Source organism: Streptomyces californicus (assembly GCF_000717645.1).
In the GTDB taxonomy this organism is placed as follows: domain Bacteria; phylum Actinomycetota; class Actinomycetes; order Streptomycetales; family Streptomycetaceae; genus Streptomyces; species Streptomyces californicus.
In genome coordinates, this window is record NZ_JNZZ01000008.1 from 266,342 (window position 1) to 280,880 (window position 14,539).

At 74.2% G+C, this 14,539-nt stretch carries 14 protein-coding genes; 3 read left to right on the top strand and 11 right to left on the bottom strand.

The window, feature by feature from the left end:
• Positions 1-19 precede the first annotated feature (19 nt).
• From IF19_RS0113180 to IF19_RS0113200, 5 genes are all read right to left on the bottom strand, one after another.
• On the bottom strand, positions 20-394 hold the full coding sequence (locus IF19_RS0113180) for an ectoine synthase (RefSeq protein ID WP_030189426.1): 375 nt from the start codon (positions 392-394) through the stop codon (positions 20-22).
• Between the two features lie 119 nt (positions 395-513).
• Complete coding sequence (locus tag IF19_RS0113185; protein WP_030113418.1) at positions 514-774, bottom strand: acyl carrier protein; 261 nt, start codon at positions 772-774, stop codon at positions 514-516.
• Positions 774-2,219: an AMP-binding protein gene (locus tag IF19_RS0113190; RefSeq protein ID WP_030276293.1), complete on the bottom strand. Its 1,446-nt coding sequence runs from the start codon at positions 2,217-2,219 to the stop codon at positions 774-776. The genes IF19_RS0113185 and IF19_RS0113190 overlap by 1 nt, the downstream gene beginning before the upstream one ends.
• Positions 2,220-2,555: 336 nt before the next feature.
• A complete protein-coding gene (locus tag IF19_RS0113195) occupies positions 2,556-2,999 on the bottom strand; it encodes a MarR family winged helix-turn-helix transcriptional regulator (RefSeq protein WP_030113416.1) in 444 nt (147 codons plus the stop codon).
• A 124-nt stretch (positions 3,000-3,123) separates the two neighbouring features.
• Entirely contained in the window at positions 3,124-4,230 is a 1,107-nt protein-coding gene (locus IF19_RS0113200) for an IS701 family transposase (protein WP_203603135.1), read from the bottom strand.
• A 121-nt stretch (positions 4,231-4,351) separates the two neighbouring features.
• Between IF19_RS0113200 and IF19_RS0113205 the strand changes: the two genes are divergently transcribed.
• Positions 4,352-4,996, top strand: coding sequence for a TetR family transcriptional regulator (locus tag IF19_RS0113205; protein WP_030276296.1), 645 nt, complete (start codon positions 4,352-4,354; stop codon positions 4,994-4,996).
• Between the two features lie 209 nt (positions 4,997-5,205).
• On the opposite strand, the gene IF19_RS0113210 is transcribed toward IF19_RS0113205, so the two are convergent.
• The 3 genes from IF19_RS0113210 to IF19_RS0113220 form a co-directional block, all read right to left on the bottom strand.
• Positions 5,206-6,453 carry a serine hydrolase domain-containing protein gene (locus tag IF19_RS0113210; protein WP_030113413.1) on the bottom strand — a complete coding sequence of 416 codons (1,248 nt, stop codon included), beginning with the start codon at positions 6,451-6,453 and terminating at the stop codon, positions 5,206-5,208.
• 63 nt (positions 6,454-6,516) lie between these two features.
• On the bottom strand, positions 6,517-7,470 hold the full coding sequence (locus IF19_RS0113215) for an aldo/keto reductase (protein WP_030113412.1): 954 nt from the start codon (positions 7,468-7,470) through the stop codon (positions 6,517-6,519).
• A gap of 134 nt (positions 7,471-7,604) precedes the next feature.
• A complete protein-coding gene (locus IF19_RS0113220) occupies positions 7,605-8,153 on the bottom strand; it encodes a TetR/AcrR family transcriptional regulator (RefSeq protein WP_030113411.1) in 549 nt (182 codons plus the stop codon).
• A 153-nt stretch (positions 8,154-8,306) separates the two neighbouring features.
• On the opposite strand from IF19_RS0113220, the gene IF19_RS0113225 reads away from it, so the two are divergent.
• On the top strand, positions 8,307-9,551 hold the full coding sequence (locus IF19_RS0113225) for an MFS transporter (protein ID WP_030276298.1): 1,245 nt from the start codon (positions 8,307-8,309) through the stop codon (positions 9,549-9,551).
• Positions 9,552-9,697: 146 nt separating this feature from the next.
• Here the strand turns inward: IF19_RS0113225 and IF19_RS0113230 are convergent, their stop codons facing one another.
• Entirely contained in the window at positions 9,698-11,518 is a 1,821-nt protein-coding gene (locus tag IF19_RS0113230; protein WP_030276301.1) for a serine/threonine-protein kinase, read from the bottom strand.
• A 425-nt stretch (positions 11,519-11,943) separates the two neighbouring features.
• Between IF19_RS0113230 and IF19_RS0113235 the strand changes: the two genes are divergently transcribed.
• Positions 11,944-13,122 carry a cytochrome P450 family protein gene (locus IF19_RS0113235; protein WP_030119992.1) on the top strand — a complete coding sequence of 393 codons (1,179 nt, stop codon included), beginning with the start codon at positions 11,944-11,946 and terminating at the stop codon, positions 13,120-13,122.
• An 88-nt stretch (positions 13,123-13,210) separates the two neighbouring features.
• Here the strand turns inward: IF19_RS0113235 and IF19_RS0113240 are convergent, their stop codons facing one another.
• Positions 13,211-13,786 carry a MarR family winged helix-turn-helix transcriptional regulator gene (locus tag IF19_RS0113240; RefSeq protein ID WP_418952714.1) on the bottom strand — a complete coding sequence of 192 codons (576 nt, stop codon included), beginning with the start codon at positions 13,784-13,786 and terminating at the stop codon, positions 13,211-13,213.
• Positions 13,779-14,402 carry a DJ-1/PfpI family protein gene (locus tag IF19_RS0113245; protein WP_030113403.1) on the bottom strand — a complete coding sequence of 208 codons (624 nt, stop codon included), beginning with the start codon at positions 14,400-14,402 and terminating at the stop codon, positions 13,779-13,781. The genes IF19_RS0113240 and IF19_RS0113245 overlap by 8 nt, the downstream gene beginning before the upstream one ends.
• Positions 14,403-14,539 lie beyond the last annotated feature (137 nt).

A 14,539-nucleotide genomic window follows, 5' to 3' on the forward strand; every position in this document is an offset into this window, starting at 1 on the left:
GGGGGAGCCGGGGTGCGGATCAGTAGCGGGAGAAGCCGTCGTCGGAGAGCGAGTGCTTCTCGTCGCCGCGCAGGGCGGGGCTGAAGACCGAGACGAGCAGGAGGTCCTCGTCGTCGGAGGCGATCAGGTGGTGGGCGTCGTTCTTGTCCAGGGCGTAGATGGTCCCGGTCTTGATCTTGTGGCGGGTGCCGTCGGTGGTGACGACCTCGCCGGAGCCGCCGATGCAGTAGCAGGCCTCCAGGTGGCCGAGGTACTGCAGCGCGCTGGAGGTGCCCTGGCGTACCAGCGTCTCGCAGACGGTGAAGCCCATCCCGTCCTGCTCGGTGAGGAGGCGGTGGCTGGTGCCGCTGCCCCACTCGACCGCGGGGACGTCGGAGAGAGAACGGACGATCATGGGAGAACTCCTGTCATCAGTTGTGTTCCGGACGTGTGTGCAGGTGGTGCGGGTACAACTCGTGCCGTGCTGGTGCGCCGCGTGTGGGGGGCGGTTACGCGGAGTGCGGGGGCGGTCGGTCAGACCGCGGCCGGGGCGGCCTCGGAGACGAAGCGGCGGATGTCCGCGAGGGTGCGGTAGGCGGCCGGCTCCAGCGGGATGTCGTCCACCGGTATGCCGTACGTCTCCGATATCCAGGAGATGAGGCGGACCAGGCCGAGGCTGTTGACGACGGTGCTCTCGATCAGGTCGAAGTCGTCCGTCAGGTCCGCGGCGTCCTCGCCGGCGAGGAATTCCTGGACGATGTAGTCGCGGATCGGGTCGGTGGCGGTGGTGCTCATCACGTGTCTCCGTTCAGTCGGGTCTTCTTGATCGAGTTGCGGTCGGGCTTGCCGGTCGGGGTCTTCGGCAGCGGGGTGCCGGCGAGCGCGACCGAGCTGGGCACGGCGTGGCGCGGCAGGTGCTTCGCCGCGTACGCCCGCAGTCCCAGCGAGCTGAGGGAGGTCCCGTCCCGGCGCACCACCTCGGCGTGCAGCCGGGTGCCGGCCTCGGGGCAGGGCAGGGCGACGACACAGGCCTCGACGACGTCCGGGTGGGCGCCGAGGACGGTCTCGACCTCCAGCGTGTTGGTGCGCACGCCGCGCACCTTGACCTGGAAGTCGGTACGGCCCTGGAGGAAGTGGCGTCCGTCGGCGTCGCGGTGGACCAGGTCGCCGGTGCGGTAGAACATGGCGCCGCCGCCGCGCGGGTCGGGCATGAACGCGTGGGCGTTACGGGCCTGTTCGAGGTATCCACAGGTCTGGAAGGGGGTGTGGACCAGCAGTTCGCCGGTCCCGGGGCCCTGGAGGACCTCGGTGCCGTCCGGTCCCTCGATGAGCAGGACCGCCTCGGTGCCCTCGATCGGGGCGCCGATGGGCAGCGGGTGCACGAAGGCGTCCGGGTCGATGTCCTCGATGAAGCTGTCGTTGGTCTCCGTGCAGCCGAAGACGTTGTGGAAGCGGGCGGCCGGACAGGCGGCGAACGTGTCGCGCAGCCCCTGCTCGGAGACGGACTCCCCGGTGAACACGACCGTGCGGACCGAGGGGTAGCGGGCGCCGTCCGCGGCGAGGAGTCGGTGCAGCAGGGGCACCCCCTGGACCAGGGTCACGTCGTTGTCGCTGGTCAGCGCCCGCAGGTAGGCGGCGTCCCCGCTGGCCCCGGCGTCGGCGAGGACCACGGTCCCGCCGGCTTCCAGGACCGTCCAGACGTCGAGGAGGGCCAGGTCGAAGTTGAGCGGCGAGAAGCTCAGGCTCCGGGCGTCGGCGTCGAGCCCGAACTTCTCCGTCGCCCAGTCGCCGAAGCGGTCGAAGGCGTCGGTGCGGATGGGGACGAGCTTCGGTACGCCGGTGGAGCCGGAGGTGGTGAGGGTGAGGAGCGACTCCTCGGGGTCCGGGGCGCTGAATCCGTCCGCGAGCGCGGGGTCGCTCTCCTCCCGCGACAGGATCGCGCCGCCTCCGGGGACCGCGACGGCGGTCAGCGGGCCGTGCGCCTGGGCGGTGAGCGTGGCCAGCGCGGCGGCGCCGAGACCGGGGGAGGGGACCAGGGTGTTGATCCCCCGCCGCCAGGCCGCCAGCAGCAGCGCGATGGTCTCCGGCGACTTGTGGGCCGGTACGCACAGGGCGCGGACGTCCGTGCGGTCGACGGCGTCCAGGTCCGCGGCGGTCCGGCGGGCCAGCTGCTCCAGGTCCGCGTAGCTGACCCGGGCGCCGCCGGCGACGAGCGCGGTGCGGCCGGGATCTTCCTGCACGTGTCTGCTGAATGCCTGCAAGAGGCGAGGCGAAGGCAACGGTCCCCCTTGGTGGTTGGGCGATCTGGCCGGTGCGTCCGTTCTGGCTGGTTCGACCGGCCCCACAGATGTGGCTGTGCTCGCTGGTGCGGCTGGATCGGCTGGTGCGGCCGGTCCGGCTACGAGGAAGAATCTACGGGCCTTCATTTGCATGGTCAAGCAAATACTTTAGCCACTGTTGTGACCTGGGTCACAGCTCTGTCGGTTCGTGCGAGGCCGCTGTGGAGGCCCGAACATGCAAAGACGGCGGGAGGCCCGGGTCACCCCGGGCGCCTCCCGCCGTCTGGCGCGATCTCGTCAGGCTGCGCTGCGCAGCGCTTGCACCGCCCTGGCGAGCTGGTCGTCGGCGCTCGCGGTGTTGAGGGCCGAGCTGAGGACGTCGGCGTACGTGGCACGGGCTTCCTGGTAGCGCTTGCGGCCTTCCTCGGTGATGACGGCGAAGACGCCGCGCTTGTCGTCGGCGCAGCTGTCCTTGTAGGCGTATCCGGCGCTGTCCAGCCGTCCCACCAGGCGCGTCACCGAGCTCTGGCCCAGTCCGATCTGGTCCGCGAGCTCCTGCATCCGGCACTCGCCCTTCTCGGCCTGGGTGAGCACCTCCAGGGCGCGGTACTCCGAGAGGCCGACGCCGTAGCGGCGCTGCAGGGTGTGTGCGAGCTGGCGCTCCACGAAGGTGTGCAGGCCGAGGACGGCCTCCCACATGGCCTGATCGGAGGCGGCGCGTGGCTGTTGGTTGATCGTCATGGAACAGCTCCCCTTCTCGACTGCGATGACACCAAGATACATGCCTGTGCAATCATCTGGGGAGGGTCGGGGAGCGCGGGAGGGCTCCCTGGCCGATATTTATTTGTATAGGCAAGCAATGGCGTCAGGGGGTCATGCCCTCCAGGGTGGCGCAGGCGTAGGCGGCGGACACGAGGGTCATGTGCCGGTGCCATCCGGGGAAGGAGCGTCCTTCGAAGTCGAGGAGGCCGAAATCCTCACCCATGTGCCGGACCGCGTTCCGCGCCCCCCGGGGCGAGCGGGCGAGCTCCAGCAGTTCGGCCGGGTGGCGGTCGGTGATGTTGGTGAGCCAGATCCGCCCCGGCCGGCCGGTGGCCGCGTCCCACTCGGCCATCAGCCGCCCGGGCCCGAGATCGCGCTCGCCGTCCGGTCGCAGTCCGCGCACCGTCGTCTCGTACGAGATGACCTGCCGGCCCGCCCCCGCCGGGTGCCGGACGCCCCGGCGCAGCAGTACGGCGCGCGCCGACTCCCGCTCGCCGGGCGGGACTTCGGGCCCGCCGAGGGCGGTCTGGCCCGGAACGGCGAGGACGAAGGAGTGTCCGCTGCCCTGGAGCCGCTGCGTCAGCGGGGTGGTGTCGCACAGGGAGGTCAGATCCGCCACCACCGGGGCCGTGTGCCCGCCGGACCAGGAGGTCATCTCCCGTACCAGGGACAGCGCCTGGTCCCACAGCGGCTGGGGCCGGGTTGTCGCCGGGATCTTCGCCCGGTCGCGTTCGGCCTCGTCGCGCAGGAAGCGGGGCGGCAGGAAGAGCTGCCAGTCGACCGGGACGTGGGCCCGTCCGACGTCGAGGAACAGGCCCATGCCCAGCTGGCAGTTGACGGTACGGCCCGACTCCGGCAGGAAGCGCTGGTGCACCCCGGCCGAGTGGCTGCCCCGTTTGGGCAGGACGGCCGGCGCCAGGGTCCAGGAGCGCACGGGCAGTGAGCGGGCGGCCCAGCGGGCCAACTCGCCGCGCGCCGGGCCCCATTCCCAGGGGCTGGCGTTGACGAACTGGTGCAGCGACGTCGAGGCCGCCTCCGAGCCGGTCACGACGGCCGCCATGCGGCGCACGGTCTTCTTGCCGTGCGTGCGCAGCAGCCCCTGCAAGTACACATGGCCCCAACGCTGCTGGTCGGAGCGGTGCAAATGGCCGAACAGGAGCCGGGGCAGGTCGCCCAGCGGCCGGCTCGCCGTCAAGTCGGTTTCGTGCATCGTCGTCACTGCGGGTCCCTCCCAGGTGAGCGTCGCTCAGCAGACTAACAAACATAGAGAATGTTCGTTATATTTCTAGGGGGAGAGAACGACTACTTGCCGAGGTCCAAGGAGAAGGCGCATGCAGAAACGGGCGGCCAGGACGCGCCGGACCGTGTTGGAGGCGGCGGCCGACGAGTTCGCCGAGCGCGGTTACGAGGGCGCTTCCCTCCAGGGAGTCGCCTGGCGGGCCGCGACCTCCATCGGCGCTCTCACCTTCCACTTCCGGAACAAGACCGCCCTGGCCGAGGAGGTGCGCACGGCGGGATCGGCCCGCTTCACAGTCTGCCTGGAAGAACTCCCGCCCTGCGTGGACCCGTTGAGGGAGCTGCGCACCCTCGTCGGCGCACTGGTCCGGCTGGCGCACGAGGACCCCTTCGTCCGCGCCGCCCGCAGGCTGGAGGCCGACGCGCCCGAGGACGCACCGCCGTTGACCGAGATCTGGCTGCCCGTGCTCCGCACCCAGCTCGACCGGGCCCATAGCGCCCGCCGGCTCCGCCCCGGGGTGGCCCCCGAGGACGCGGTGGCGATGCTGTCGCACCTCGCGGAGGGGGCGATGGCCGCCCACGGCGCGGCGCGGGGCGCGGCCCGGCACACCGCGTGGGAGGCGGCGTGGGACTCGGTGTGGGACGTCGTCCTGCACGGCCTCGCGGCGGACGGACCGGAGCGGGGACCTGAGGGGACCGCCTCCCCGGATCTGGCCGGAACGTGCCCGAGCACCGGGTGACCGGCCGGCAGGGGAGCCGCTCGACCTCGCGGTAGGGGTGCAGAGTTCAGGCGCGCCCGGGTCAACAGGGCTGAAGGCTCGATGAGTTGCCGACCGGGGCCGCGGCGCCCCGTGCTCCGTTCGCGGGGGGACACCCCGGCGGGCGGACGGCGTCCGCCCCGGACCGCCCCGGTACGGGGACGGCCCGGGGCGCACGGGTCGCCGCGCCCTCAGGAGCCGTCCCGCGCCGCCCGCTCCACCGCGTCCGCCACGTCGTCCAGCACCCGCGCCCCAGGGGCCGCCGTCAGCCGGCCGCGCACCCACGCCGCCCCGGTCCTGGCCTGCGGCCACGCCTGGAAGGCGACGCCGCCGGGCCCCTGGTGGCCGAAGGCCCCGGCGCGGACCGTAGGCCAGCGGCCCTCGTCGAGGAGTTGCAGGCCCCCCTCGCCGTACGCGCTGACCCCGCCGAGCAGCGGGTCCAGCCCCTCGACCCAGAAGCTCCGCGCCTGGTCGAGCGTGCGCCGCGACAGCAGCAGCGGCTCCTCGCCCGGGGCGCGTACGGCGTCGGCGGCCAGGACGCCCTGGAGCCGGGCGAGGCCCCGGGCGGAGGCGTACGCCCCGAGCGAGGGCACGATCGCGTACCGCCGCCGGGTCCGGCTCCACACCCCGACGTCCGCCGGGAACGGCGACGGGTTGTCCCACACCCGCCCGAACAGGTCCGCCGCGCCGTCGTCCGGCCCGCCGTCCGGCGCCGAGAAGCGGGCCCGGAAGCCGGGGTCGTACGAGATCCGGGCGGCGTGCGGCAGTTGGTCGGGGACCAGGCCGAAGTGGACGTCGAGGCCCAGCGGACCGGCGATCTCCTCCAGGAAGAACAGGTCGAGGTCGCGGCCGTCGACCCGGCGGACCACCTCGGCGACGATCCACCCGGCGGTCCACGGCCCGTGCAGCACCCCGCCCGCCCGCGGGTCCTCCTCCAGGCTGTGCAGTTCGAGCAGCGCGGCCATCATGCGCGGGTTCTCGACGTCCCGCTGGTCGAGCCCCGCCGCCATGCCCGGCAGCCGGGCGGTGAACGTCAGCACATCCCGCAGCGTCACCTTGCCCTTGCCGCGCATCGCGAACTCCGGCCAGTAGTCGGCGACCGGCCGGTCCAGGGCGAGCGCCCCCATGTCGGCGAGGAGCAGGACCGCCGTGGCCAGGACGGCGTGCGAGCCCGTCATGGCCGGCACGAGGGTGTCGCCGGTCCACGGGGCGCCGGTGACCGGGTCGGCCGTGCCGTGCCACAGGTCGACGACCAGCTCCCCGTCCCGTACGACGGCGAGCGCGGCGCCCTGGGCGTGGGACGGCCCCGCCTCCCGGCAGGCCCGTTCGAAGGAGTGGCGCACCGGGGCGAACCCGGTCGCGGTGGTTCCGTGGACGCCGGTCGTCGCCGCCCGAGGCCGTGGCCGCGGGAGGACCTGCCGTACCAGAGAGGTGGTCATGTCAGGAACTCCGTAAGAGATGGAGAAGGGGGAAGGGCGGTGCGGCGGCGGGCCGGGCGCGGTTCACGCCTCGGGTGCGCCCGCCGGGTAGGGCAGGAACTCCAGGTCGGTGACGTCCTGTTCGGTCAGCCGCACCCGGTCGCCGCCGAGGTTCTCGGCGAGGTGGTACGACGCCCGCGTGCCGGGCAGCGGCACCACGTGGTCGCCGAGCCGCAGCAGCCACGCCAGGGCGACCTGCGCCGGGGTCGCCCCGTGCCGGGCGGCCACCTGGCCGACGGCCTGCGTGAGCGCGTAGTTGTGGCGGATGGCCCGGGGGGCGAAGCGGGGCTGGGTGCGCCGCCAGTCGTCCGCGGGCAGGTCGTCGTGGCGGGAGAACGGACCGGCCAGCAGCCCGCGCCCGAGCGGGGCCCCGGCCAGCAGGGCGATCCGGCGCTCCACCGCGTACGGCACGACGTCGTCGAGGCCGCACCGCGTGAACAGCGACACCTCGGCGGCCATCGCCGCCGCCTCGTGCACGGCTTCGGCGTCGCGCGCCTCCTGCACGGTGACGACGGGCAGCCCCAGCATGCGGATCTTGCCCGCCCAGACCTGCTCGGCCAGTGCGCCCCAGCTCTCCTCCAGCGGTACGCCGGGGTCGACGCGGCGCAGCAGATAGAGGTCGATGTGGTCCACGTGCAGCCGGCGCAGGCTCTCGTCCACCGCGTCCCGCAGCGCCTGCGGGCAGCCCGCGGGCCGCAGTCCGCCGTCGGGATCGCCGAGCAGCCCGCCGCCGGTACAGAGCACCACCTCGTCCCGCCGGCCCCGGATGGCCTCGCCGATCAGCCGCTCGTTCTCCCCGGCCGCGTACGCCCCGGCCGTCTCGACGAGGTTGACCCCGAGGTCCACCGCCTCCTGGACCAGCGACACCGCCTTGGTCCGGTCGCGCAGCCCTGGGGCGTAGCGGTACGAGAGTCCCATCGCGCCCAGCCCGAGCCGCCCGACGACCGGCCCGTCCCTGCCCAGTGTTGTGGTCCGCATCCCGCGAGAACTCCCTTCTCCACAGAGGAAAGCGACCTCACCATGGCAACAGGCCGAGGGCGTGGAGGGACAGCAACCCGGTGCGACTTGCCGACCTCCGACGACTTCGGCAAGTCCGCCCGGGGCGACGGGTGTTACGCGTGGGGCGCGGTGATGCGGGCGATCGCCTCGACCGTGAGGGCGCGCTCGTGGGGCTCGGTCTCCAGGGCGCGGTGGATGGACAGCCCCTCGATGAGGGCGTCGAGCTGCCGGGCGGTGGCCGGGTCGAAGTGCCACTCCAGCGCACGGCGGCTGCGGCTCATCCAGGTGCGGGTCAGTTCGCGGTAGGCGGGCCGGCGGGCGGCGAGGGTGTACAGCTCGTGGGTGAGGATCAGCTCGCGCTGGTTGCCGCCGGAGAGGTGGTGGACGAGGTCGGCGACGGCCTCGCGCGCCTCGTCGGGGCTGCCCGCCGCGCCGAGGCGCTCCTCGAAGACGGCGACGATCGTGCCGGAGAACCGGGTGAACGCCTCGTGCAGCAGCTCGTCCATCCCGGAGAAGTGGTACGTCATCGAGCCCAGCGGCACGCCCGCGCGAGCGGCGACCTTGCGGTGCGAGACGCCCGCGACGCCCTCGTCCACGATGAGGTCGAGGGCGGCGTCGATGATGCGGTCCCGCCGCTCGGGGTCGGTGCGCCCGGTCGCCATGCGGCGCCCTCCTCGGTCGGCTCGGTGCTCGTCGCAGCATAGAGCGGCGGATGGGAGTGTACGAACGTACGCCTTGAAGCGTACGATCGTACGCCTGCATGCCCCTTCCCCCGCGTACGCCCCCGTACCCATCCCGTCTGCCGAGGCAATTCCGTGAAGAACCCGCAGGTCATCGACGCGACCACCCGCCGCTGGCGGGCCGCGCTCTTCCTCTTCATGCTCGCCACCGGGGTGAGCATGGCGTCCTGGGTGGCCAGAACGCCGGCCGTCCGGGACGCGCTGGATGTGACCACCGGGGCGATGGGGCTGGTGCTGTTCGGGCTCTCGATCGGGTCCATGGCCGGGGTGCTGGCCTCCGGCGGTCTGGTACGCCGGCACGGCGGGCGGTCGGTGATCACCCTCGGGGCCGCCCTGCTGGTGGCCGGGCTCCTGGTGATCGCCGGGGGCGCGGCACTGGAGGTGTCCGGCGGGGTGTTCGGCGGGCTCGCGCTGTTCGGGGCCGGGATGGGGCTCGCGGAGGTGGCGTTCAACATCGAGGGCGCGGCCGTCGAGCGGGCCGTGGGCCGTCCGGTCCTGCCGGTGCTGCACGGCTGCTTCAGCCTGGGGACCGTGGTCGGCGCGCTGCTGGGGATGGGGCTGACGGCGCTGCGCTTCCCGGTCGGCTGGCACCTGGCGGCGATCGCGCTCGCGGTGGCGGCGGCCGGGGCGTGGACCGTGCGGGCGGTCCCGGCAGGGACGGGGCGCGAGGAGCCGGAGGCCGCCGACGTCGACGGGCGCGGCGGCGGGTGGCGGGCGCAGGTGGCGGTCTGGCGGGACCGGCGGCTGGTGCTGATCGGCCTGATCGTGCTGGCCATGGCGTTCGCGGAGGGCTCGGCCAACGACTGGCTGCCGCTGCTGATGGTGGACGGTCACGGGACGAGCGCGACGGCCGGTTCGCTGACGTTCATGCTGTTCGCGGTGGCGATGACGACGGGCCGGTTCACGGGCGGGCCGCTGCTGGTGCGGTACGGGCCCGCGGCCGTGGTCCGGGCCAGCGCGGTGATCGCGGCGGTGGGCGTGGCCCTGGTGGTCTTCTCCTCCAGCGCGCTGCTCGCCGGGGCGGCGGTGGTGTTGTGGGGGCTGGGCGCCTCGCTGGGCTTCCCGGTGACCATCTCGGCGGCGGGGGAGGGCGTGCGGAACGCCTCGGCCCGGGTCGCGGCCGTCTCGACGGCGGGGTACGCGGCGTTCCTGGTCGGACCGCCGTCGCTGGGCTTCCTCGCCGACCACGTGGGGCTGCGGAACGCGATGGTGGTGGTCCTGGTGCTGCTGGGCGGCGCGGCGCTGATCACGGGCGCGCTCCGCACGCCGGAGCGCGAGGCGGGCGCGGTGCCGCAGGGGGATCGCTGCACCGCCGGGTGACGGCCGCGGTGCCGTGCGGTCCGTCGCGGGGTGACGGCTGCGGTGCTGTGCGGTCTGTCGTGCGGTGACGGCTGCGGTGCTGTGCGGTCCGTCGTGGGGCGATGGCTGCGCCGCCGCCGGGTGACCGCCGAGCCGCCGTTCCGGAGTCAGTCGGCCCTGGTGTAGATCAGGCTCTTGCCGGGGCCGGGGGTGGACCGCCGCAGGGTGTCGTCCGGCAGCAGGGTCAGTTCGGTGGGCCGCCCCGGGCTGCAGGAGGAGAGGGGTTCGCCGGAGGAGACGGTGGAGGGCCCGAGGCGGACCGGTTCGTCCTGCCCGGGGCGCTCGGCGAGCGGGGCGCTGAACTCGCAGCGGTACATGGCCCCGCCCGAGAGCGGCCCCTCGGTGGTGAGCGCGAGCACCTGGCCGCCGACCTTGCCCTGACGGATCGTCAATGTCCGTGTGATCGTGCCCTGTTGGGTGGTCTCGGTCTGCGACCACGTCCCGAGGTAGCCGCCCGGGACGGCCCCCTCGCCGGCCCCCGCCGTGGCGGACTTCGACGGGCCGGGGGAGGCGTTCTTCCCCGGGGAGCCGCCCTTCATGAAGGCGTACACCGACCCGCCCGCGCCCAGCGCCACGGCCACGGCGACGGCTATGAGGGCGACGGTGGCCCCGAAGGAGCGGCCCTCCCGGGCGGCCGGGGGAGGCGTGGGCGCGAAGTGCGCCGGGGGAAGCGGCTGTTGGTGCGCGCCACCGTACGGCTGGGGGTGCGGCGGGGGCGTGGTGTACGGGCCGGGCAGGGTGGGGTGGTGCGGCTGGGGGAACCCGTACGCCGAGGGCTGGGGCCGCCCGTACGGACCCGAGGCCGGACCCGGGGCCGGGGTGGGCGCCGGTCCCGGCGCGGGCGGGGCGGCGGACGCTCCGGTGGTCTGCGTGCGGTGCGGGGCCTCCGGAGCCGCCGGGGCGCCCGCCGCTGCCGGCCGTTCCGGACCCTCCAGCGGCCCCCGGCCCTCCGGCGAACCCAGCTCCTCCGGCCGCTCCCGGCCCATCGGCGGCTCCGGGTCCTCGGCGTCGAGCAACTCCACCGCATGACGTCCGAGTTGGGCGAGGAGAGGAGCGGGCAGCCACGGTTCCTCCGGGTCCGCCTCGCCCAGGCGGGCCAGGATCTCGTCCGTGGAGGGCCGCGCTCCCGGGTCCTTCGTCAGGCAGTCCCGTACGACGTCGGCCAGCTCCTCGGAGACCCCGGTCAGATCGGGGTCCTCGTGGGCTATCCGGAACATCAGCGCGTGGGCCCCGCCGCTCTCCGCCGTACCGAACGGCAGCCGCCCCGACGCGGCGTACGCGAGGACGGCGCCGAGGCAGAACACGTCGCACGCGGTGGTCACCCGCTCGCCGCGCACCTGCTCGGGGGCCATGAAGCCGGGCGAGCCGACGAGGACCCCGGTGCGGGTCAGCTCGCCGTCGTGCACGGACTCCAGGGCGCGGGCGATGCCGAAGTCGATGACCCGGGGGCCGTCGATGGTCATCAGGACGTTCGAGGGCTTCAGGTCCCGGTGGACGAGCCCGGCGCCGTGGATGTGCTGGAGGGCGTGGGCGAGCCTCGACCCCAGGAACCGTACGGAACGCGACGGCAGCGGCCCGTACGCCCCCGAGGCCGTGACCGGGGCGCCGGGGCGGCCGGAGACGACGCGGTTGAGCGAGGGCCCGGCGACGTACCCCGTGGCGACCCAGGGGACGGGCGCCTCGGTGTCGGCGTCCAGTACGGGCGCGGTCCACGCGCCGCCGACGCGGTGCGCGGCGCGGACCTCCTGGCGGAAGCGGGCGCGGAACTCGTGGCGCGCGGCCAGTTCGCCGTGGACGAGCTTGAGGGCCACCGTGCGGCCCCGGTCCGAGCGGGCGAGGAAGACCCGGCCCATGCCGCCTTCGCCGAGGCGGCCGAGGAGCCGGTACGCGCCGATGCGGTGCGGGTCGTCGGGACCGAGCTTTTCCATGGTGCGCTTCCTCCCCTGCGGCCCGCACGAGGATAGCCCCGCCGGGCTGGGGCGGCGGGGCCACGGTCCCTCTCTACGACACACCTCCCCGCGCTCCGGTTCCGCCACCCGCCCCGGCCCGCCCCTTCGAGCCCGCCCCGGCAACGCTTTCCCTTCCGGCCTGCCCTGGCCGCCCCTTCGAGCCGGCCAGGCCCGTCCGTCGCACCGCCCCGCTCCGGCCCCGCCCCTTCGAGCCCGGCCCCGGCACCGCCCCCGGCGCCCGCGCTCCTCGATCCGGGCCGCCGCCGATGCCCCACCGGGGCACAGGGCCGCCGCAGGCGAAGCGGTTATCGTCAGGGCGCCACGCGCCGGCCTCGGAACGCCCGCGCCGACCGCGAGGCGTGGTGCCGGCAGCAGTCGGCCGGAACCCGTTGGAGCCCGAGGCCATGACCGACCCGACGAAGGACCCCCGCTTCCTCCGGGACCCCTATCCGACCTACGCGGCCATGCGTTCGGCCTGCCCGGTGCAGCCGCTGCCGGCCGGTTCCGGCGGCCGCCCCGGCTATCTGGTCACCGGCTACGCGGAAGCCCGGGAGGCCCTCGCCGACCCCCGGCTGTCGAAGGACACCGCCCGTTTCTTCGCGGGCGCGGAGTCACGGCGCCGACCGCATCCCGCGGTCGCCCACACCATGCTGGCCAGCGACCCGCCCCACCACACCCGGCTGCGCAGGCTGGTGGCCAGGGCTTTCACCACCGGCAGCGTCGAGCGGCTGCGCCCGTTCATCACCCGCACCACCGACCGCCTGCTCGACCAGTGGCCCACCGAAGGACCCGTCGACTTCGTGGCCGGTCTCGCCGCACCGCTCCCGGTCGCCGTGATCTGCGAGCTGCTCGGAGTGCCGCAGGCCGAGCGGCCCGATGTCCAGCGCTGGTCCGCGCGGCTGTTCGCGGCCGGAGACCCCGCGGTCGTCGACACCGCCTCGCACGCCGTGGCCGCCTACACGGCCGGGCTCGTCGCCCGCAGACGACAGGACCCCAGCGACTCGCTCCTCGACCAGCTCATCACGGCGTGCGACGCCGACGACGACGTGAGCGAGCAGGACCTGGTCTCCCTGGCCGTCCTGCTGCTCGTGGCCGGACACGAGACCACCACCAACGCCCTCGGCAACGCGCTTCTCGCGCTCCTCACCGCCCCGGGCGAACTGGACCGCGTGCGGCGAAACCCCCAGGACATCCCCGCCGCGCTGGACGAGCTGCTCCGCTACGACTCCGCGGTGAGCACGGCCACCTTCAGGTTCACCACGGAGCCCGTCACGCTCGGCGGCGCCGATCTCCCCGCCGGCGCTCCGGTCCTGGTCGCCCTCGGGGCCGCCAACCGGGACCCGGCGCGGTTCCCGGCGCCCGACCGGCTCGACCTGGACCGCACCGCGACCGCGCATCTCGCCTTCGGCCACGGCATCCACCGCTGCGTCGGCGCGCCCCTGGCCAAGGCCGAGTTGGAGATCGCGTTCCGAGCGGTGCTCGCCCGCTTCCCCGGGATCAGCCTTGCCGTACCGGCGGACCGGCTGGAGTGGCGGCGCACCCGACTCGTCCGCGGCCTGGAGTCCCTTCCCGTCATGGTGTGACGCCGGAGAATGGTGTGACGCCGGGGAACCGGCGAAGCTCGGGGCGGCTCCTGGCCCCCAGGTGCCGCCCCAGGCGTCGTGGACCCGGTCAGGATCCGCCGGACACGCCTTGGACGCCGGACACGCCTTGGGCGCCGGACGGGCCGGAACCGCCCCGGTCCGCACCCGTCAGGGTGTCCAGCGCCTCCGACAGCCGCTCCAACGCGCCCACCGCGTCGCTCAGGCCCTCCACCCCCAGCTCCCCCGCCAGCCGCGCGGCGAACTCCGCGTGGGGCGGGCCGATCCGGGCCACCGCCCGGCGCCCCGCATCCGTCACCCGCAACAACTTCGCGCGGCGGTGCGCCGGGTTCTCCGTGTACTCCGCGAGCCCCCGCTCGACCAGCAGGTCCGCGATCCGCTGCACGCTCTGCCGGGTGATCCCCATCGACCGGGCGATCCCCGCCACCGGCAGCGGCTCCACCAGCACCGCGCCCAGCACCTGCCACCACGCCGACGTGAGCCCGGCCGGCCGCGCCAACTCGTCGGCCACCGAAAGGAACTGCCCGTTCAGCCGGAACGCCGTCACCGCCGCCCGGCTCAGCGACTCCTGCGCGGACGGGACGCCGTTCGCCCGCGCCGCCTCACTCACCCGCGCCCCCTCGCTCTCCCGCGCCGCCTCACTCACCCTGCAACACCTCGTACGCGCTCGGGTCCGAGTCGTGGAACAGCCGGTACCACGCGTCCAGCTTCTTCGCGTCGTACACCCCGAGCAGCGCGAACACCTCGCGCGCGAACGCCACCGGCTCCGTCGGCCCGGCCGTGACCAGGCGCCCGCCCCCGTCCGCCCCGGGGTCCGTGACCGCGTCCGTCTCCACGTACCGCTCGCCGCCCGCGTACCCCGTCGCCGCGAGGTAGAAGGAGACCGCGCTCGTGTGCGCCCGGTCGTCCAGCAGCCCTTCCCGGGCCAGCCCGGCCGTCGCCCCGCAGATCGCCGCGACCGGCGTCCCCGCGTCCAGGAAGCCCCGGGCCGCCCGCGCGAACGGGGCCAGGGCCTCGCCGGTGTCCCAGGCGGCCGCACCGGTCAGGATCAGCAACGCGCTGTCCCGCGGCCGCAGTTCGTCCACTGTCAGATCGGGCCGGACGCGCAGGCCGCCCATGGTCGTCACCGGCTCGCGGGTGAGCCCCACGGTCCGCACGGTGTAGCCGTTCTGGGTGAGATGGGCGGTCGTGTGCCCCGTCTCCCAGTCGGCGAAGGTGTCGTAGACGGCGAGATGCACGGTCTTGGCGCTGCTGCTGGTCATGACGGCCTCCTCGGCTCTATGACAGAAGGCTGTCAGTTCGACAGCATGCTGTCAATAGGTGCAGAGGTGTCCACGGGTGCCGCAGGCGTGTCCACGGGTGCCGCAGGGACGACCACGGATGCCGGTGGAATGCGACA

What these genes read in the sequence shown, in the direction of transcription:
- IF19_RS0113210 (WP_030113413.1), bottom strand. Translation starts at nt 6,453, where the DNA reads ATGACCACCTCTCTGGTACGGCAGGTCCTCCCGCGGCCACGGCCTCGG.
- IF19_RS0113180 (WP_030189426.1), bottom strand. Translation starts at nt 394, where the DNA reads ATGATCGTCCGTTCTCTCTCCGACGTCCCCGCGGTCGAGTGGGGCAGC.
- IF19_RS0113230 (WP_030276301.1), bottom strand. Translation starts at nt 11,518, where the DNA reads ATGGAAAAGCTCGGTCCCGACGACCCGCACCGCATCGGCGCGTACCGG.
- IF19_RS0113215 (WP_030113412.1), bottom strand. Translation starts at nt 7,470, where the DNA reads ATGCGGACCACAACACTGGGCAGGGACGGGCCGGTCGTCGGGCGGCTC.
- IF19_RS0113200 (WP_203603135.1), bottom strand. Translation starts at nt 4,230, where the DNA reads ATGCACGAAACCGACTTGACGGCGAGCCGGCCGCTGGGCGACCTGCCC.
- IF19_RS0113205 (WP_030276296.1), top strand. Translation starts at nt 4,352, where the DNA reads ATGCAGAAACGGGCGGCCAGGACGCGCCGGACCGTGTTGGAGGCGGCG.
- IF19_RS0113185 (WP_030113418.1), bottom strand. Translation starts at nt 774, where the DNA reads ATGAGCACCACCGCCACCGACCCGATCCGCGACTACATCGTCCAGGAA.
- IF19_RS0113235 (WP_030119992.1), top strand. Translation starts at nt 11,944, where the DNA reads ATGACCGACCCGACGAAGGACCCCCGCTTCCTCCGGGACCCCTATCCG.
- IF19_RS0113220 (WP_030113411.1), bottom strand. Translation starts at nt 8,153, where the DNA reads ATGGCGACCGGGCGCACCGACCCCGAGCGGCGGGACCGCATCATCGAC.
- IF19_RS0113195 (WP_030113416.1), bottom strand. Translation starts at nt 2,999, where the DNA reads ATGACGATCAACCAACAGCCACGCGCCGCCTCCGATCAGGCCATGTGG.
- IF19_RS0113245 (WP_030113403.1), bottom strand. Translation starts at nt 14,402, where the DNA reads ATGACCAGCAGCAGCGCCAAGACCGTGCATCTCGCCGTCTACGACACC.